General features: G+C 73.8%; 14 protein-coding genes. 8 read left to right on the forward strand and 6 right to left on the reverse strand.

Annotated features, from left to right (window positions below; all coding sequences use genetic code 11):
* The first annotated feature begins 265 nt into the window (after positions 1–265).
* From ACFQUZ_RS18980 to ACFQUZ_RS18995, 4 genes are all read left to right on the forward strand, one after another.
* Positions 266–718, forward strand: coding sequence for an SAV_6107 family HEPN domain-containing protein (locus ACFQUZ_RS18980; RefSeq protein WP_377443916.1), 453 nt, complete (start codon positions 266–268; stop codon positions 716–718).
* 179 nt (positions 719–897) lie between these two features.
* Entirely contained in the window at positions 898–1,713 is an 816-nt protein-coding gene (locus tag ACFQUZ_RS18985; protein WP_377443918.1) for a hypothetical protein, read from the forward strand.
* On the forward strand, positions 1,710–3,278 hold the full coding sequence (locus ACFQUZ_RS18990; RefSeq protein WP_377443920.1) for a DNA polymerase Y family protein: 1,569 nt from the start codon (positions 1,710–1,712) through the stop codon (positions 3,276–3,278). The genes ACFQUZ_RS18985 and ACFQUZ_RS18990 overlap by 4 nt, the downstream gene beginning before the upstream one ends.
* Before the next feature lie 291 nt (positions 3,279–3,569).
* Positions 3,570–6,926, forward strand: a complete 3,357-nt coding sequence (locus tag ACFQUZ_RS18995) for an error-prone DNA polymerase (RefSeq protein ID WP_377444043.1) — start codon at positions 3,570–3,572, stop codon at positions 6,924–6,926.
* Between the two features lie 133 nt (positions 6,927–7,059).
* Here ACFQUZ_RS18995 and ACFQUZ_RS19000 read toward each other — a convergent pair whose 3' ends face one another.
* From ACFQUZ_RS19000 to ACFQUZ_RS19010, 3 genes are all read right to left on the reverse strand, one after another.
* Positions 7,060–8,145: a CU044_5270 family protein gene (locus ACFQUZ_RS19000; protein ID WP_377443921.1), complete on the reverse strand. Its 1,086-nt coding sequence runs from the start codon at positions 8,143–8,145 to the stop codon at positions 7,060–7,062.
* Positions 8,146–8,147: 2 nt separating this feature from the next.
* Positions 8,148–8,750, reverse strand: a complete 603-nt coding sequence (locus ACFQUZ_RS19005) for an RNA polymerase sigma factor (RefSeq protein WP_377444045.1) — start codon at positions 8,748–8,750, stop codon at positions 8,148–8,150.
* Positions 8,751–8,969: 219 nt separating this feature from the next.
* Positions 8,970–9,692 carry a sulfite exporter TauE/SafE family protein gene (locus ACFQUZ_RS19010; RefSeq protein WP_377443923.1) on the reverse strand — a complete coding sequence of 241 codons (723 nt, stop codon included), beginning with the start codon at positions 9,690–9,692 and terminating at the stop codon, positions 8,970–8,972.
* Between the two features lie 164 nt (positions 9,693–9,856).
* On the opposite strand from ACFQUZ_RS19010, the gene ACFQUZ_RS19015 reads away from it, so the two are divergent.
* The 4 genes from ACFQUZ_RS19015 to ACFQUZ_RS19030 all read left to right on the forward strand — a co-directional run bounded on the left by ACFQUZ_RS19015 (position 9,857) and on the right by ACFQUZ_RS19030 (position 13,770).
* Positions 9,857–10,603, forward strand: a complete 747-nt coding sequence (locus ACFQUZ_RS19015) for a methyltransferase domain-containing protein (RefSeq protein WP_377443925.1) — start codon at positions 9,857–9,859, stop codon at positions 10,601–10,603.
* Between the two features lie 8 nt (positions 10,604–10,611).
* Positions 10,612–11,865, forward strand: coding sequence for an alkaline phosphatase family protein (locus tag ACFQUZ_RS19020; protein WP_377444047.1), 1,254 nt, complete (start codon positions 10,612–10,614; stop codon positions 11,863–11,865).
* A 122-nt stretch (positions 11,866–11,987) separates the two neighbouring features.
* A complete protein-coding gene (locus tag ACFQUZ_RS19025) occupies positions 11,988–13,247 on the forward strand; it encodes a DNA polymerase IV (RefSeq protein WP_377443927.1) in 1,260 nt (419 codons plus the stop codon).
* A gap of 115 nt (positions 13,248–13,362) precedes the next feature.
* A complete protein-coding gene (locus ACFQUZ_RS19030) occupies positions 13,363–13,770 on the forward strand; it encodes a DUF3040 domain-containing protein (RefSeq protein ID WP_377443929.1) in 408 nt (135 codons plus the stop codon).
* A 273-nt stretch (positions 13,771–14,043) separates the two neighbouring features.
* On the opposite strand, the gene ACFQUZ_RS19035 is transcribed toward ACFQUZ_RS19030, so the two are convergent.
* The 3 genes from ACFQUZ_RS19035 to ACFQUZ_RS19045 are packed head-to-tail and all read right to left on the reverse strand — an operon-like array spanning position 14,044 to position 18,897.
* Entirely contained in the window at positions 14,044–16,503 is a 2,460-nt protein-coding gene (locus tag ACFQUZ_RS19035) for a DUF3488 and DUF4129 domain-containing transglutaminase family protein (RefSeq protein WP_377443931.1), read from the reverse strand.
* Positions 16,504–16,543: 40 nt separating this feature from the next.
* Positions 16,544–17,842 carry a DUF58 domain-containing protein gene (locus ACFQUZ_RS19040; RefSeq protein WP_377444049.1) on the reverse strand — a complete coding sequence of 433 codons (1,299 nt, stop codon included), beginning with the start codon at positions 17,840–17,842 and terminating at the stop codon, positions 16,544–16,546.
* 2 nt (positions 17,843–17,844) lie between these two features.
* The gene (locus ACFQUZ_RS19045; RefSeq protein WP_377443933.1) at positions 17,845–18,897 is read right to left on the reverse strand and encodes an AAA family ATPase; all 1,053 of its coding nucleotides are present in this window, start codon (positions 18,895–18,897) and stop codon (positions 17,845–17,847) included.
* Positions 18,898–19,237 lie beyond the last annotated feature (340 nt).

Raw genomic sequence — 19,237 nt, forward strand, 5'->3', positions numbered from 1 at the left:
GCGGTTTTCGCGGACCGCACGGGTCCGGGCAGTCGCGAGCCCGGCCCAACAAGGCAGGTCGTCGCCCGCCGCCCTCCGACCCCCGGGCGGCGGGTGACGAACCCGCCGGGCTCGACCGGTCGGGTGTGGTGTGGGGAAGCGTCCACATCCGACCGGTCAGCACCAACCGGTGCGTCTTCCTCCGCAGCGGCTGATTCGAACCCCGAGGGCGCGTCGCCGGGCCGACCCGGCGACGCGGGAGATGGTGACGCGGAGGAGACAGGCCATGCCGACCAGCCCGGCTCAGGCGCCGACCGTGCCGGCACACATGTTGCCGCATCGCACCCCGGCCCAGTTGCTGTTGCTCGCCCGTCGGGGACTGGCCGAGGCCGCCCAGACCAAGCCCGATGGCCTGCGCTACGCCGCGGCCCACCTCTCGGCGCTACGCGCCGCTGCCGCCGTGCTCGCCGCCCGGGCCCGACCCGCCCCCGCCCGCCGGCAGCGGGTCACCAGCGTCTGGGCGCTGCTCGTGGTGGTCGCCCCCGAGATGGGGGAGTGGGCCAGCTACTTCGCCACCGGTGCCACCAAGCGGGCCGCGGCCGAGGCCGGCATTCCCCGGGTGGTGAGCGCCCGTGAGGCCGACGACCTGTTCCGGGCGGCCGAGCAGTTCGTCACGGAGGTCGAGGAGACGCTCGGTGTGGCGCATCAGCCCGCGCTCGACGGACTGGCCGCCGCCTGAGGAACCCACCGACGCGGATGGACGCGCGGACGACGGTCGCCGCGGTCCGTGGCCCATCCGTCCGTGCGCCGGGTCGTCGCCCGGGGGGTCGACGACCCGGCGCACGGAGTTCCACGGGGGCGGGAGCACGGCCGCCTCACACGGGAGCACCATACGAACGACAGAACGGGGGCACGGCGATGGCGGGCCGGATGGTGGTCGGTTCCGCCGCGTTGGCGGGGCTGGTCAGGCCGGCCACCGAGGCGGCGCCGGACGGGTCCCGGGTGCTTCCGGTGCTGCCCGAGTTGACCAGCCTGCTGCCCGGTCGGGGACTGCGCCGGGGCAGCACCGTCGCGGTCGCCACCGGTCGCGGTGGCCCGGATCCGCGTACCCTCGCCGCCGGCCACCCGACGCCCGGCGGCGGCACCTCGCTGGTGTTGGCGCTGCTGGCCGAGGCGTCCCGCGCCGGGTCCTGGTGCGCGGTGGTCGGGGTGCCGACCCTCGGCGCCGTCGCCGCCGCTGACGTGGGCATCGCGCTGGACCGGTTGGCCCTCGTCCCGCACCCCGGCCCGGAGTGGGCCACCGTCGTGGCCGCCCTGATCGACGGGGTGGACGTGGTGGTCGTGGCGGCGCCGGGGGTGGTCAGCGCTTCGGTGGCCAGCCGGCTGGCCGCCCGAGCGCGGCAACGCGGCAGCGTGCTCGTTCCGTACGGGCGGTGGGACGGCGCCGACGTCACCCTGCAGGTGCTGCGCGGCGTCTGGGAAGGGCTCGGCCAGGGCCGGGGCCGGTTGCGCCGGCGGGAGGTCACGGTGCGGGCCCGGGGCAGAGGGGCCGCGGCCCGACCCAAGGAGGTCACCGTCTGGATGCCCGGTGACGGCTCGTCCCGACTCGCACCCGTCCGTCCCGTCACCGTCCGGCGCCCGGAGGCGGTGCGCCGGCGGACCTCGCTCACCATGGTCGAGGGGGAGGGCGGCGCGGTGGCGGGGGTCGGGTCCGCGCGATCGGGTGTCCGATGAGTGCCCGGACGCTGCTCGTATGGTGCCCCGACTGGCCGGTGATCGCGCTGGAGATCACCGAGGGGGTGCCAGCCTCGACACCGGTCGCGGTGCTGCACGCCAACCGGGTGATCGCCTGCTCCGAGTCGGCCCGGGCCGAGGGGATCCGCCGTGGGCTTCGCAAACGCGAGGCGCAGAGCCGGTGCGCGACGCTGACCGTGGCCGATCACGACCCGGGCCGGGACGCCCGGGCCTTCGAACCGGTGGTCGCCGCCGTCGAGGAGGTGGTGGCCGGGGTGGAGGTCGTCCGGCCGGGGGCCTGTGCGGTGGCCGCCCGCGGTCCGGCCCGCTACTTCGGCGGTGAGGAGCAGGCCGCCGAGCGGATCGTGGAGCAGGTGGCCCAGGTATGCGCCGTGGAGAGCCAGGTGGGGATCGCCGACGGGGTGTTCGCCGCCGGCCTGGCCGCCCGGGCCGGCCGGATCGTCCCGCCCGACAGGACCACCCAGTTCCTGGCCGGGTTGCCGATCGGCACGCTCAGCCGGCCGGCTCTGACCGACCTGCTGCGCCGGCTCGGTGTGCGTACCCTCGCTGACTTCGCGGCCCTGCCGGCCGGCGACGTGCTGGCCCGGTTCGGTTTCGACGCGGCGCTGGCACACCGGCTGGCCGCCGGGCGCGACCACCGTCCGCTCGCCGTCCGCCAACCGCCGGTCGACCTGGCGGTCACCGAGACGTACTCCGACGATCCGCTGGACCGGGTCGACGCCGCCGCTTTCGCCGCCCGGTCGCTGGCCGAACGCCTGCATGAGCGGCTCGCCGGGCACGGCCTGGCCTGCACCCGGCTGGGCATCGAGGCGATCACCGCACACGGTCAGGAACTGCACCGGGTATGGCGGCACGACGGGCTGCTGACCGCGGCGGCGATCGCCGACCGGGTGCGCTGGCAACTCGACGGCTGGCTCTCCGGCACCAACCGGCGCCCCGGCGTCGGCGGTGCCGCCCCGATGGCCCCGCCCACGGCCGGCATCGTCCGGCTGCGGCTGGTTCCCGAGGGAGTGTTGGCACACGTCGGCCTGCAGCCTGGGCTGTGGGGCGAGACGGGCGAGGAACGCGAACGGGCGCACCGGGCGCTCAACCGGGTGCAGGGCATCCTCGGGCCCGAGGCGGTGGTCACCGCGGTGCCCAGCGGCGGGCGATCGCCGGCCGACCAGATCCGGTTGGTGCCGTGGGGTGACGAACGGGTGCCCGCCCGGTCGACCGCCCCGCCGTGGCCGGGCCGGTTGCCGGCGCCGGCGCCGGCGGTGGTGCTGCCCGCGCCGCTGACCGCCGAGGTGCGGGACGGCACCGGCGCACCGGTCGGGGTCAGCGCCCGGCTCCAGGTGAGCGCCGCCCCGGCCCGGCTGGCGATCGGCGGCGGAACACCTGTGGAGATCGTCGGGTGGGCCGGCCCGTGGCCGATCGACGAGCGGTGGTGGGCGCCGGGGGAGGCCCGCCGCCGGGTCCGGTTCCAGGTCTGCCTGGCCGACGGTGCCGCGCTGCTGCTCTCGCTGGCCGGTGGCCAGTGGGCGGTGGAGGCGATCTATGACTAGCGAGCCCGGACTTGCGCCACGACTGGCAGCAGGCCCACCCGGCGAACTCGGCGAGCGCCACGGCGGTCGACGGTGAGCTACCACAATCCCGACATTCCCTGGTCGGAGCTGGAACGCCTGCTCTCCGGCCGGGCGGCCAGCGACGCGACCCGGGGCACGGGTGGTTCCGGTCGGGCGGCCAGCGACGCGACCCGCACCGGTGGCCCACGGACCGACGCGGCGGATGGACCCGACGGCGCACCGGGCGCGACGGCCGGCGGGCCGGCCGACGGCGACTCCGCCGACGAGCCGGTGAGCAACGCCTGGTTCGGCGGCCGTCGCCGGCACCTGCGGGTGGTCGATCCGCTGGCCGGCTCCGGCGACGACGGGACCGGATCCGGCGGTGACGGGACCGGCGGCGTTGGCGACGGCGGGGACTCGCCGGCGTGGTCGCGCCGGCGCGGCGGCTACGCGCCGCCGCCCGGGCTGGTGCCGGCGGACACCGCGGTGCCGTACGCCGAGCTGCACGCACACACCAACTTCAGCTTCCTGGACGGCGCCAGCCACCCCGAGGAACTGGCCGAGGAGGCGGCCGCCCTGGGGCTCACCGCGCTCGCGGTCACCGACCACGACGGGTTCTACGGCGTGGTCCGGTTCGCCGAGGCGGCCCGGGCCCTGCGGATGCCCACCATCTTCGGCGCCGAACTGTCGCTGGGCCTGCCCGGCCCGCAGAACGGTGAACCCGATCCACTCGGCCGGCACCTGCTGGTGCTGGCCCACGGCCCGGACGGGTACGCCCGGCTGGCCCGCACCATCGCCCGCGCTCAACTGCGCGGCGGGGAGAAGGGCCGGCCGGTCTACGGGGAGTTGGAGGAGGTGGCCGCCGAGCTGCGCGACCACGTACTGGTGCTCACCGGATGCCGCAAGGGCCACGTGCCCGCCGCGCTGCTCACCGACGGGGTGACCGCCGCGGCGCGGGAACTGGACCGGCTGACCGCCCTGTTCGGCGCGGAGACCGTGGCGGTGGAGTTGACCGATCACGGCGACCCGACCGACGGCGACCGCAACGACGCGCTGGCCGGGCTCGCGGCGTCGGCCGGCCTGCCCACGGTGGCCACCGCCAACGCGCACTACGCCAACCCGGCGCGCCGGCGGCTGGCCACCGCGCTGGCCGCCGTGCGGGCCCGGCGCAGCCTTGACGAGATCGACGGCTGGCTGCCCGCGGCGGCCACCGCCCACCTGCGCGGGGGTGCCGAGATGGCGGCCCGGTTCGCCGGCTACCCGGGGGCGGTGGCGCGAGCCGCCGAATTCGGTGCCGAACTCGCCTTCGACCTGCACCTGGTGGCCCCGGAACTGCCCGCCTACCCGGTGCCGGCCGGGCACACCGAGATGAGCTGGCTGCGCGAGCTGACCATGCGCGGGGCGCTGGAGCGGTACGGACCGCGGGCGGCCCATCTGCGGGCATACGAGCAGCTCGACCACGAGCTGACGATGATCGAGAACCTGGGCTTTCCCGGCTATTTCCTGGTGGTCTACGACATCGTCGCGTTCTGCCGGGAGCGGGACATCTACTGCCAGGGCCGGGGTTCGGCGGCCAACTCGGCGGTCTGCTACGCGCTGCGGATCACCAACGTGGACGCCGTCCGGCACAACCTGTTGTTCGAACGCTTCCTCGCTCCCGAGCGGGACGGCCCGCCGGACATCGACGTGGACATCGAGTCGGACCGCCGCGAGGAGGTCATCCAGTACCTCTACACGAAGTACGGCCGGGAGCACACCGCCCAGGTCGCCAACGTCATCACGTACCGGCCCCGCTCGGCGGTGCGGGACATCGCCAAGGCGTTCGGCTTCTCACCCGGTCAGCAGGACGCCTGGAGCAAACAGATCGACCGCTGGGGTTCGGTCGCCGCCGTCGATGTCGAGGAGATCCCCGAGCAGGTCGTCGCGTACGCCAACGAGTTGCAGAGTTTCCCCCGGCACCTGGGCATCCACTCCGGCGGCATGGTGATCTGCGACCGGCCGGTGATCGAGGTGTGTCCGGTGGAGTGGGGTCGGATGCCCGGCCGCACCGTGCTCCAGTGGGACAAGGACGACTGCGCCAGCGCCGGGCTGGTCAAGTTCGACCTGCTGGGGCTCGGCATGCTGTCCGCGCTGCACTACGCGTACGACATGATCCAGTCGACCCTGGATCTCGGCTCGATGTCGCTGGACGATCCCGAGGTCTACGACATGCTGTGCCGGGCCGACTCGGTCGGGGTGTTCCAGGTGGAGAGCCGGGCCCAGATGGCCACCCTGCCGCGGCTCAAACCCCGGGAGTTCTACGACCTGGTGGTGGAGGTGGCGCTGATCCGGCCCGGCCCGATCCAGGGCGGCTCGGTGCACCCGTACATCCGGCGCCGCAACGGCCTGGAACCGGTGACGTATCCGCACCCACTGATGCGCAACGCGCTGGAGAAGACGCTCGGCGTTCCACTGTTCCAGGAGCAGTTGATGCAGTTGGCGATCGACCTGGCCGGGTTCGACGCGGCCGGCGCCGACCAGTTGCGCCGGGCGATGGGCGCGAAGCGGTCCACCGAGCGGATGGCGCAGATCAGGGACCGGTTGTACGAGGGGATGGCGGCCCGGGGCATCACCGGAGAGTTGGCCGACGACGTGTACGTGAAGCTGTCCGCCTTCGCCAACTACGGCTTCCCGGAAAGCCACGCCATGAGCTTCGCCTACCTGGTGTACGCGAGCGCCTGGCTCAAGCGCTACCACCCGGCGGCCTTCCTCGCCGCGCTGCTCAACGCCCAGCCGATGGGTTTCTACTCGCCGCAGAGCCTGGTCGACGACGCCCGCCGGCACGGGGTGGAGGTCCGCCGGCCGGACATCAACGCCAGCGACGCGAAGGCGGTGCTGGAGGCCACCCCGGACACCCGGTGGGGGAGCGCCCCCGGCGAACCGCCGCACGAGTGGGGACTGGGCGGTCCGGTGGTCCGGCTCGGGCTGTCCGGCGTGCGTACGCTCGGCGACGGGGTGGCCGAGCGGATCGAGGCGGAGCGGGCGGCGCGCGGGCCGTACCGCGACATGCCGGACCTGGCTCGGCGGGTGGGGTTGACCGCGGCGCAGCTGGAGGCGCTGGCCACCGCGGACGCGTTCACCTGTTTCGGGCTGACCCGCCGGGAGGCGCTGTGGGCGGCCGGCGCGGCGGCCCAGGACCGACCGGGCCGGCTGCCCGGCACCATCGCCGGGGCGCGGGCGCCGGCGCTGCCCGGGATGGACGACGTGGACCGGCTGGTGGCCGACGTGTGGGCCACCGGGTTGTCGCCGGAGAGCCATCCCGCCCAGTTCGTCCGGCCGCGCCTCGACGCGCTCGGCGCGGTGCCGATCGCCCGGTTGGGTCGGGTCGAGCCGGGCCGGCGGGTGCGGGTGGGTGGCATCGTGACCCACCGGCAGCGGCCGGCGACCGCCGGCGGGGTCACCTTCCTCAACCTGGAGGACGAGACCGGGATGCTCAACGTCACCTGTTCGCCGGGGCTGTGGCAGCGCTACCGCAAGGTGGCCCGGACCAGTGCCGCTCTGGTGGTCCGGGGGCGGCTGGAGCGGTCCGAAGGGGTCGTCTCGCTGACCGCCGACCGGCTCGACGAGATCACGGCGCCGGTCAGCCCGGCCTCCCGCGACTTCCGCTGACCGGGTCCGCCGCCGGCTGACCGGGTCCGCCGCCGGCCCCCAGCCGGCACTGCGGCGCAGGGCCGCCATGGGCCTGCCGGCCGGGTGGTCCGCCGGGGCGCGCCGCCCCGGCGGACCACCCACCAGCCGCCGATCAGGGGAGCTGGCCAATCCGGTCGACGACCGCGACCCGTAGTTGCGCCGCCTCGCCGTCGACCGTTCCCTTCCGCATGGTGGCCGTGTCCGCCACGGCGACGGTCCGCGAGCCGAGGTAGTCGTGCGCGCCCACCGTGAAGATCAACTCGTTGCGAATCCCTCGATACTCCGCCCCGACCGAGACACCGTGCCGACCGGCGGCGTCGACCACGTCGTGCCGCACCGTGATATCCGGGATCGTCGCCACCGCCTGGAACAGCGCGGCCAGCGATGCGGGTGGCACGTACCTCTCCTGGATCAGCTCACCGGCCCGCTGGATCACCCGCCTGGCGCGCAGGACCTCCTCCTGGCCCGGGTCCGCCGCCGGGGTGGCGTCTTCCGGTTCTCGCTGGAGGTAGGTCAGCATGCCGTCCGCGTCCGTCGGCAGGTCGTCCCGGTAGGCGGGCTGCGGATGGCAGGCGGGTGAGGCTGCTGTGCCGTCCAACCCGACAGCCGGGCTGGACGGGCGGCACGTCTCAAGCGGCACCTCTTCGGTCCGGCCCGGCCCGGACCGTGGCCCTTCCCGCAGCAAGCCGTCCCGGGTGCCGTCCACCGCCAGCCAGATCTGGCGCAGGGTCCGCCGCTTGGGCCCACTGGTCGCGGTGCAGTCGGACTGGTCGGGTTTCCCATCGCAGTCGAACGTCTCCCCGGTGTGGTACTCGGCGACCGACTCGACGAACACGTACTGGTCCGGCCGGGCGGCCAGAAGCGGCTTGTGCCCGGCGGTCAAGGCGGCGTTCCGCAGGATGCGTTCGGCTTCCGAACCGTCCGTCGACGCGACGGCGTTCCCACCCCGGTCCGGATTGGTCCCACCCGGCCCGTCGACGGTCACCGCGACGACCAGGCCGGCGGCCAGGGCCAGCGTCAGCCCGGCCGGCACGGCGAACCGCCAACCGACAAACCTGGGCCGTCGAGCGGACCGGGCCGGCCGGGCCGGGGTGCCCCGCATCTCCCGTACCAGTTCGGACCGGGCACGGGACAGGTCCACCCGATCCGTCGACGCGAGGTTGCCCCGGAAGTCGCGCAGCAGGTCAATATCGTCCATGATCATTCCGTTTCCGAGCGGGCGATGGGATCGAGGTCTGGCATCGCGGCACGAAGCCGCTTGCGGGCGCTGTGCAACCGGGAACGGACCGTGCCGATCGGGATGTCGAGGGCCCGGGCGACTTCGGCGTAGCCCAGCTCTCCCCAGGCGACGAGCAGCAGCACATCTCGTTCACCCGTCGACAACCTGGCCAGGACCGCGGCCATCCGGCGGGTGTCCGACCGGGCGGCGACGCGGGCCACGACCTCGTCCTCGCCGGCATCGTCGACCGGGTCGATGCCGGTTCGGACCAGTGCCCGGTACTGGCGGATCTCGGTCCGGCGCTGGCGGTGCAGCAGGTTCGTGGCGATGCCGTAGAGCCAGGGCCGAGCATTCGCCTGGCTCACGTCGTAGCGTTCCCGTTGCCGGAAGGCCACCAGGAACGTCTCGGCGGTCAGGTCCTCCGCGACGGAGCGACCGACCCGCCGGGAAAGGTATTGGTGCACGGCCGCGGAGTGGCGGTCGAAGACGCCCGCGAACTCCTCGGGGTCGGTCCGGGAACGCTCGATCAGCGTGTTGTCGCCGACCGCCCGCTCGGTCCTGCCCTCGATCTCGGCCGAGACCATCACCGGCCGCACCCGGCCGAGCGGATGCGTCTGACGTCCGTCATGTGTGGTAGGTAGCCGGGTTCTCGCATCGGTCACCCCTCTTCGAGAGACAAACACTGTCGTCTGTCTTTGCCCGCAGGCCCCGAATGGGTTCGCCCCCGCACCTCCCCCGTTGATCTAGGGCAGATGGTCGTGAGTTGATCTCCAATCACGACCATCTGCCCTAGATCAACGGGGTTAGCCGGTAAGCGTCCGGGTGAGCGCCGTGGCGGCGCTCAGCACCAGCCCGAGCAGCACGATCCGGCGGAACCCGACCGGGTCCACCCGGGTGAAGATGCGGTTGCCCAGCCACCAGCCGAGCCCCACCGCGGGCAGGCCGGCCGCCGCGAGCGCGAGGGTGGTAGGCGTCACCTGCCCCGCCAGCATGAACCCGGCCAGCCCCAGCACCCCGCTGCCGGCGAAGGTGGCGGCCAGAGTGGCCCGGAAGGTGCGCGGGTCGTACCCCAGCGCCTGGAACGCCGCCACCAGCGGCGGACCGTTCGTCCCGGTGGAGGTCGCCAGCACGCCGGAAAACACGCCCACGGCGCCGACGACCGCCGGTCCGGTGCGGATCCGGACGTCGCGCCAGACCAGCACGGCGCAGCCCACCACCACGACCGCGATCAGGACGGTCAGCAACCGGTCCGGCGCCAGGGTCAGGACCAGCAGGCCGACCGGCATGCCGGCGACCGCGGCGGCGGTGAGCCATCCGGCGGTACGCCAGCGGGCGTGCGCGCGTTCCCGGGTGGCGACGGTCAGCGTCAAGCCGATGCCGGTAAGCGACGTCACCACCACCGCGGTGCGCGGATCGGTCGTGGCGGTGAGCAGCGGGACGGCGACCAGGGCGAAGCCGAAGCCGCTCACCGCCTGCGCGACGGCGGCGAGCAACACGATGACGAACGCGGTAAGCAGGGTGATCATCGATTGTCGAGCCTGCCAGCCCTACCGCGGTCGCGGCAATCGCCCGCCCGGAGACCCCGGCCACAGGCGGCGCCGCCGGTGGCCCCGCCGGCGTGTGTCGGCCGTTCAGGCGCCGGTCAGCGACCGGCTGGTGGCGTGCCCGGCCACCCCCTAGGCTCGGCCGGGTGGAGCGTTCACGGATCCGGCCGGGGCCGGCGACAAGCATCCGGACCGCGGTGGTCTGGGAGGTGCTGCGTCAGGAACTCGACAGGCATGCCGGACGGTCGCTGTCCGTACTCGACATCGGCGGCGGCACCGGCGGGTTCGCGGTGCCGTTGGCCGAGGCGGGCCACCGGGTCGCGGTGGTGGACGCCAGCCCGGACGCCCTCGCCGCGCTGACTCGCCGGGCCGCCGAGGCCGGGGTGGCCGACCGGGTACGTGCCGCCCAGGGTGACGCCGACGCGCTCGGCGACCTCGTCGAGCCGGCCAGTGTGGACCTGGTGCTCTGCCACTCCGTACTCGAGGTGGTCGACGACCCGGTCCCGGTGGCGGCCGCGCTGGCCGCCGCGTTGCGTTCCGGTGGCGCGGCGAGCGTGCTGGTCGCCGGCCGGGCCGCCGCCGTGCTGGCTCGGGCGACGAGCGGTCACCTGGCCGCCGCCGCGGCGGTGCTCACCGACCCCGACGGCCGCGCCGGTCCGCGGGATACGCTGCGCCGTCGCTTCGACGCCGACGGCGCGACCGCGTTGTTGCGCGCCGCCGGGCTGGCGGTCGAGCAGACCCACGGGGTACGTGTGTTGGCCGACCTGCTGCCGGCGGCGGCTGCCGACGGCGACCCGGGAACGCTTCTCGACCTGGAGTTGGCCGCCGCGGCTCGCCCGCCGTACCGGGACATCGCCGCCCAGCTGCACCTGCTCGCCCGCCGGACGCCGTGACCGACCGGGTGGGATCCGGGCCGGACAGACCCGGGCGGACAGCCGCCACAGGACCGGCAAGCGCGACCGGGCCGGGTACCGACAGCGGCCCGGGTGGCGGGACCGGGTCGGAGGCCGCCACCGGGCCGCTCGACGCGGTCCGGCCGCGTTATGGGATCGCCAGCCTCGCCGAGGTGCTGCCGGCGGCGTCGGCCGTCCTCGGGTTGCCCGGCGCGGACGACCCGATGGGCCTGGCGGCGGAGCTGGCCGGGGTACGCCGGATCGCCGTGCTGTTGGTGGACGGACTGGGCTGGCACCAGTTGCCGCTCGCCGCGCCGTACGCTCCGACCCTGCGCGACCTGGCCCGCGGCGGGCGGGAACTGACCTGCGGGTTCCCGTCGACGACTCCGACCAGCCTGGTCAGCCTCGGCACCGGGGCGCCGCCGGGTCGGCATGGCGTGCTGGGCTTCCGGGTCCGGGTACCGGGTACCGACGACGTGCTGACCCACGTCCAGTGGCGGGACGAGCCCGATCCGGACCGCTGGCAGCCGTTGCCCACGGCGCTGGAGCGGGCGGCGGCCGCCGGGGTGGCGGTCACCGTGGTCAGCCGGCCGGAGTTCGCCGGCTCCGGACTGACCCGGGCGGCCAATGCCGGCGGCCGGTTCGTGGGTGCCGCCGACCTCGGCTCGTTGACCGACGGGATGCTCGCCGCGCTGCGGGACGGTGCGGGCCCGGCTCTGGTCTACGGTTATCACCCGGATCTGGATCGACACGGCCACGTCACCGGGGTCGCCAGCACCCCGTGGCGGTTGGCGGTGGCCGAGCTGGACGTCGCGTTGGCCCGGCTGGTCGACGGGCTGCCGCCGGACGCCGCGCTGCTGATCACCGCCGATCACGGGCAGCTCAACGTGCCCGCCGGGAACCGGTTCGATCTGGACACCGAAACCGAGCTGCGGGCCGGGGTGGCACTGGTGGCCGGCGAGCCCCGGGTGCGTTACCTGCACGTCCGGCCGGGCGCCGCCGCGGACGTGCTGGCCACCTGGTCGGCGGTGCTGGGGGAGGCGGCCCTGGTGGCGAGCCGGGACGAGCTGGTCGCCGCCGGCTGGTTCGGACCGGTGCCCGGGGAACACCTGGCTCGCATCGGTGACGTCGTGGTGGCCTGCCGTGGAACGCACGCGGTGGTGGCCTCTCGGGAGCATCCGGTGGAGGCTCGCCTGGTGGGCTACCACGGCTCCTTCACCGCCGCCGAGATGGCAATCCCGCTGCTGGTCGCCCGCGCCTGACCACCTCACCCTGCACTTTGGGTCGTCGGAAGTTGGCTTCTCGCCACCTCTAATCCCGGCCGAGAATGCAAGATCGCGAGGAGCGGGGCGGGGTCGTCGTACCCGGGGGATAGCCTCCTGCCATGGGTCGTAGTCAGGCTGTCCCGCGCGGGGACGATCCGCGCTTCGGGCCGGACGCCGACGACTCCGGCTGCTCGATCCTGCACGTCGACATGGACGCGTTCTTCGCCTCGGTCGAGGTTCGCCGGCGGCCCGAGCTGCGGGGGCGGCCCGTCGTGGTGGGCGGTCTCGGGCCGCGCGGCGTGGTCAGCTCGGCCAGCTACGAGGCCCGGGTGTACGGCGTACGTAGCGCGATGCCGATGTCGCGGGCCAGGGCGCTCTGCCCCGGTGCGGTATTCCTGGCGCCCGACTTTCCGCAATACAGCGCGGCCTCGCGGGCTGTCATGCAGATCTTCCGCGACGTCACGCCCCTGGTGGAGCCCCTGTCCGCGGACGAGGCGTTCCTGGACGTGGCGGGGGCCCGTCGGTTGCTGGGTCGGCCGGCGGAGATCGCTCGGTTGATCCGGGCCCGGGTCGTCGAGCAGGAGCGGCTGACCTGTTCGGTGGGGGTGGCGCCGACCAAGTTCGTGGCCAAGCTCGGGTCCACCCGGGCCAAGCCCGACGGCCTGGTCGTGGTGCCGGTCGGCCAGGTGCTGGACTTCCTGCATCCGTTGCCGGTGTCCGCCCTGTGGGGGGTGGGGGAGCGGGCCGAGGAGGCGCTGCGCCGGCTCGGCCTGTCCAGCGTCGGTGACCTTGCTCAGGCGCCGGTCGGTATGCTGCGGGCCGCGCTCGGTGAGGCAGCCGCCCGGCACCTGCACGAGCTGTCCTGGGGGCGGGACCCCCGGCGGGTCACGCCTGAGCAGGTGGAGAAGTCGATCGGGGCGGAGACGACCTTCGACATCGACGTCGCCGACCCGGCGGAGATCCGCCGCGCGCTGCTGTCCCTCGCCGACAAGGTCGGGGTACGCCTGCGGCGGGCGGGACAGGCGGGACGGACCGTGTCGATCAAGGTGCGGTTCGCCGACTTCCGCACCATCGGCCGGTCCCGCACGCTCGCCTTTCCGACCGATGTGGCTCGGGAGGTGTTCGAGACGGCGTGGGCGTTGTTCGACGCACTCCGCCCCGGTGACCGGATCCGGCTGGTCGGTGTCCGGGTGGAGGGACTTGTGCCGGCCGGTTCCGCCACGCGGCAGCCGGTGTTGGGGGCTCCAGAGCACGGTTGGCGCGAGGCCGAGGCGGCGGCGGACGCGGTAGCTGCCCGATTCGGGCGTTCCGTGGTGGGTCCCGCCAGCCTTCTCAGCAGGGCCGACCCGCCGCCGGTGGAAAATCAACACGGACCATAGGTCGTCCCGCTTTCCGACCCGCGAGCCCCCTCGTAGACTGGCGGGTAAGCAGCTGGTTGGCTGCCACGGTCTGTCGGTCCGTGCGGACCGGCCAACGTGACCGGGGAGGAGTGCCGTGCCGCTCTCGGAGCACGAGCAGCGGCTGTTCGAGCAGATCGAGCGGTCGCTTGCCGAGGACCCCAAATTCGCCTCGGCTGTGCGCGCCAACGACCCACGCTTCCGCGTGCGGCGTCGGCTGCTCGTCGCCGCCGGCGTGATAATCGCCGGTCTCGCATTGGTCGTCTACGGCACGGTGAGCAAGTTGACGCCGCTCGGAGTCGCGGGCTTCGTCGTCATGCTCGGTGCCGCCGCGTTCGCCATGCAGTCGCACCGTCGCAGTCAGCAGCCTGACCTGCATGTGGTGGGCGGCACGACGGCCCGGCAGCCCCGTGGCCGGGGCCGAAGCCGGGGCCGAGGCCGTAAGTCGTCGATGCTTGACCGGCTCGAGGAGAGGTGGCGTCAGCGGCCCGAGGGCCATCGCTGACGAGACCATTCCGGGCGACGTTTCATCGGTTCGGGAGGCCCGGACCCGGTGAGTTGGCTGCTCGGCAGCCGGCCGGGCATCCGGCCAGGACGCGGCCGGCGGAGCCACCTCGTGACTCCGGCCGGCCTTCCGTGGTCGCGCGGACCGACCCTCACCCCGTGACTCCGGCCGGCCTTCGGTGGTCGCGGACCGACCCCGACCACCGCGCAGCCGGTCGTCCTTCGTGGTCGACCCGTGACCCCGGACGGATAGCGGGCCGTGGCCCCGGGCGGATCAGCGGGCCGCGGCCCTGCGGGTGATCAGCCGCCGGGGGCTGAACCGCAACAGTCCGGTCCGCACCCGACCAGCCCTGGCCACCCCGCCCGCATAGCCCTCCACCACCGCCGTCCGCCAGCGGAGCAGCACCGACGGTGGAAACACCGCGGCCACCAGGCGGACGCGCCGGCTCACGCCGGCAGCCAACCCCCGACGTACGGTGCGCAGAGCCGGCCCGAGCGCTCCCTCGTGCATCGGATCGCGGGCGTACCTGGCCCGTTCCTCAGCGCGGCCGAGCAGCCGGGCGGCGTCGGCGGCAGCCCCCTCGACACCGGCGGCCGTCAGCCGGCCGGCCGTCGTCCGGGGCGTCTCCGCCGGATCGACAGGTACCCGGAAATCGATCATCGTGTCCAGCAACTCGTCCCAGGCGGCGTGCGCGTCCGACCGCACCCGGTCGGCGGTGCCGGTGGTGACCTGCACGGATGGCGCCTCCGGTGTTCCTTCGCCGGCCGACGCCAGCACCGGCGGCACGGTCGCCACCCGGCGGGACCGTCGCCGACGCAGCAGGACCCGGCCCAACGCGGGCACCGCGAGCAGGAGCAGCACGGCCAGCACCCCGGCCACCATCCACCACGGCCGGGTCGAAGCCTGGGCCTGCGGGACCGCCTCGGCCACCGGCAGCCCGGACTCCGGGTCGATCTCCTCCCGCTCGCTGCCCGGGGCTGCCGGTCCCGCATCGGTGAGCGGGTCCTCCTCGGGGTTGGTCGTGGGACTGACGTCGTCCGGAGCATCGGTGTCCGGCGCCCAGTCGGACCGGATCGAGCCGGGGACGCTGGCCGCCGGCGTGGCGTCGAACGGCACCCACCCGACGCCGGAGAAGTACACCTCGGTCCAGGCGTGCAGGTTCTGGTTGGTCAGGATGATCGTGTCGCCGTCCCGCTCGTTGCCGGTGGTGAAACCGACCGCGACCCGGGCCGGGATCCCGGCGGCCCGGACCAGCCAGGCCAGCGCGGCGGCGTACTGCTGGCAGTAGCCCTGCTTGTTCTCCAGGAAGTCGACGATCTCGCTGCCGCTGGTGCCGCCTTCGGTGGAGAGGCTGTAGCGGAAGCCGTTCTCCTGGGAGAAGTGCCCGTACAGGGCGCGGACCTTGGCGTACGAGCTGCGCTTGCCCTTGGTCAGCCGGTTCACCAGGTCGGTCACCTGCTTGACCTCCGGTACCCGCGCGTACTGGGCGTTGGGGTCGCCCTCCCGCAGCGCCGGCGCTGCCGCAAGCGCCGCCTGGGAGTACTTCGACCGGACGTAGTCGAAGGTGTACGTCCGCCCACCCGCCCGGCTGCGGCCGGAGTGCAGGACCTCCAGGTCCGGGTCGAACGCCCACGACCGGTCCAGACCCTCCAGCTTGACCGGGTCCGGATAGATCGGCAGCAGCTGCATGTTGAGCGACCGGGTGGTCTCCACCCTGGCCCGGTGGGTCTCCCGGTTGATCCCGCTGCCGTCCTGCCGGTCCACCGGCGGCAGCCCCTTGTCGATCGTGTCACCGCCCGGCCGATGATCCCGGAAGCCGTCCCCGCGCACCTCGTCGAGGACACCGATGCGCAGGTAGTACGGATCCGGCTCGTCGGTGGTGAGCTTGACCAGTTCCCGGGTCTCGGCCTGGTTCAGCTCGCCGCTGAGCGCGGCGAACAGGCTGATCCGGCCGGGCGCGCCGGTCCCACCCGGGCCGGTGCCCTCGCCGGTGGTGCCGGCGAGGTTGCTGAGGACACCGCTGGTCATGCCGGGTACGGCCAACGGCAGTAGCACCGCCAACACGACGCCCACAGCGGCGAGCCGGCGACCGGCGGCGGACAGCGGCGAGGGCTCCCAGACGTCGACGTCGCGACCGTCGCCGGTGAACCGGCGGCCGAACCGCCGTACCCGGTCCACGTTGTCGGAGACGAGCAGCCAGAGGAAGCCGATCGCGCCGACGACGAACGGCAGCGGCGGCACGCTGTCGGCGTGCACGGCGACCGGGACCGAATAGATGGCCAACATCGGCAGGCCGGCCAGGGCGGGCCGGCGCAGCCCGACGGCGAGCAGGTCGACCACCGCGGCCACCCCACCCACGCCGAGCACGGTGACGAAGAGCAGCGGATCGGTGTCGGCCACCGGGATGGCCTGGGTGCGCATGTCCTCGGCGGAGGCGACAAGCAGGGCCTGGAAGTGGCGCAGCGTGTCCGGCGTGGGGATCAGCGCCAACCACTCCTCGCCGCTGGGGAACATCCAGGTCAGCGCGATCAGCAGGGCGAAGGCCGTGGCGGCGAACTGCCCCCAGAGAGGGAACCGCAGGACGCGGCCGAGCGTCGCGGCGCCGTAGATCGCCCCGACCGTGATCAGGGCCTGGATGAGCCAGGTCCACTGGTCGAAGATGGTCGACAGGGGAGCCGCGGCGAGCAGGGTGGCCGCCGCCGCCACGAACCCGAGGTAGCGGTTGCCGCGCATCAACGGACTCCCGTCCGGTGGCCGCTCGAAGGGGGCATAGTCATCGCATTCCTCCCGCTACCGTCTCGGCCATCGCCGCACGGCGCGCATAGCCCTGGGAACCTCGGGCGACCTGCGGCCACAGCGGCGGCAACGTGTTGCCGTGCTCCACCCCGACCACCTTCCAGCCGCCCTGCAACAGCGTCAGCGCCGCGGCGTCGTGTGCCTGGTCGGCCTCGGCTCTGGCCGGCGGGGGCAGATTGATCCAGGTCGTGCTGTCCACGAGGAATCCGACGCACGCCGAGCCGCTTTCCCGCAGCCCGCGCAGCAGCTCCGCCTCGGCGACCGTGCAGCCGCCGAGCAGGGTGATCACCAGCCCTCCGGTCGAGCGCTGACGGACCAGGTCCACCAGAGAACCGAGATCGTCCCGGGGGCTCATCCGAACATCGGCGAGCTGGTCGAGCAGCAGGCCGTCGCCGGTGGTCTCGGTCGCGTCGACATCGGCGCCGGCGCCGGTGACCAGCCGCAACTTGTACCCTGCCCGCCGCAGGTGCATCGCGACACTGGCGGCGGCCGCCACCGACCACTCGAAGCTCGACGTCGGCCCCTCACCCCGGTGCGCCGCGGCCCGGGTGTCCAGCACCACGGTGGCCCGGCTCTCCCAGGGCTGCTCCTCCCGCCGGACCATCATCTCTCCGGTCCGTGCCGTGGACTTCCAGTGCACCCGGCGCAGGTCGTCGCCGTGCCGGTACTCCCGGGTCGCCGCGTCGTCCTCGCCGTGCACCGCCACCGACCGGGCCCGGCTGTCGCCAGCGCCCGCGTACTCGCCGGCCAACCGGACCGTGGGCAGGGGGGTGACCTGCGGGATCACGGTGAGCCGGTCGGTGCTGGGAAAGGCGCGGGTCAGCTCGCAGAGACCGAACGGGTCGGTCAGCCGGACCACCAGGGGTCCGACCTCGTACCGGCCGCGGACGTCGGCCCGCACCGTGTACGCCACCGAGCTGGCCTGGTATGCGCCGAGGCGTTCCAGCACCACCCGGGGTCGGCTGCCGAGGGCGTACGGCAACCGGTCCTCCAACAGCAGCGTCCCGGTGGGCAGCCGGGAGAGGTTCTGGAGCTGCAACACGACCCGGGAGCTGGAACCGACGGGCACCCGGTGTGGATCCAGCGACCGGTGGCAGGCCAGCTTGTACCGGCTGCGGCCGACGTACGCGGCGGCCAGCAGCGGCAGGACGGCGAGGAGGACCGCGACCCGGAGCAGGTCCTTCTCACCCAGGATGGCGGCCGAGAGGGCGGCCGCGACGGCCGCGGCCAGGAAGGACCGGCCGCGGGTGGTGAGGCCGCGAAGCGCCTCGCGCACGGTCACCGCCCCCGGCGCTCGTACTGCGATCGGCCGTCCCCGGTCATCGGGCGGGTGTCGTACGGTGACCGGCGCCGATCGCTTGGCACCGGAAGCCGACGGACCAGGTCGGCGAGGACCGCGTCGGTGGTACGCCGGGCGAGTTGGGCTTCCGCGTTCGGGATGACGCGGTGGGCCAGCACCGGAACGGCGAGCGCCTGAAGATCATCCGGCAGCACGTACTCGCGCCCGTCCAGCGCGGCGACCGCGCGTGCGGTGCGCAGCAGTTGCAGGGTCGCCCGCGGGGACGCGCCGAGCCGCAGGTCGGGCGCCTCGCGGGTGGCGGTGACCAGGTCGACGGCGTACTGCTTGACGGCGTCGGCGACGTGGACGTGCTGGACCGTGGCGATGAGCCGGCGCACCGTGGCGGCGTCGGAGACCGGCCGCAGCCCGGCCAGCGGGTCGGCGCCGCCGTGCACCTCCAGCATGGCCAGCTCGGCGCCGGCGTCCGGATAGCCCATGGCGATGCGGGCGGTGAACCGGTCCCGCTGGGCCTCCGGCAGCGGGTAGGTGCCCTCCATCTCGATCGGGTTCTGGGTGGCGATCACCATGAACGGTGTCTGCAACTCGTAGGTCACCCCGTCGACGGTGACCTGCCGTTCCTCCATGCACTCCAGCAGCGCGGACTGGGTCTTCGGCGAGGCCCGGTTGATCTCGTCGCCGACCACCAGGTTGGCGAACACCGCACCCGGCTTGAACTCGAAGTCGTGCGTCTCCTGGTTGTAGACGCTGACCCCGGTGACGTCGCTGGGCAGCAGGTCGGGGGTGAACTGGATGCGGCGGACTGAGCAGTCGATCGACCGGGCCAACGCCTTGGCCAGCTTGGTCTTGCCGACCCCGGGGACGTCCTCGATGAGCAGGTGACCCTCGGCGAGCAGGACCGCCAGCGCGAGCCGGACGGTCGCCGTCTTGCCCTCGATGACCTGCTCGATGTTGGCCACGATGGCCTCGCTGGCGGCGCGGAACTCGTCGTTGGGCAGCGCCCCGCCCAGCTCGTCCCAGGTCTGTTGTCTCACGGGCCTCCTCCTCGTCGCTGTGCCGCGGTCGTTACCTAAACCCCCGAGACCCGCGGCAAGGTTGGCGGGAGAAACAGGCAATCGGCCTGTCGGTTGCCCGCATGCCTCAGGCTAGCGCCAACTTCGCGCCGCGCCGACCCGACGGGGGACGGGACCCACAACAGGATGGAACGGTTCGGGACGAAGCGGAACGGCAACGACAGCCCCGGGCGGTACGCGCTACACTGCGCACATGCCCGGGGCCTACCTGCTCCTTAGCGAGCCGTGCTGACGCGACGCACAGCGACAGCACGGCGACCCCTCCTGAGCGAGGGGCTTTTTTGTGCCCCCGCCCCCGCAC

Source organism: Plantactinospora sp. GCM10030261 (assembly GCF_042666615.1).
In the GTDB taxonomy this organism is placed as follows: domain Bacteria; phylum Actinomycetota; class Actinomycetes; order Mycobacteriales; family Micromonosporaceae; genus KBS50.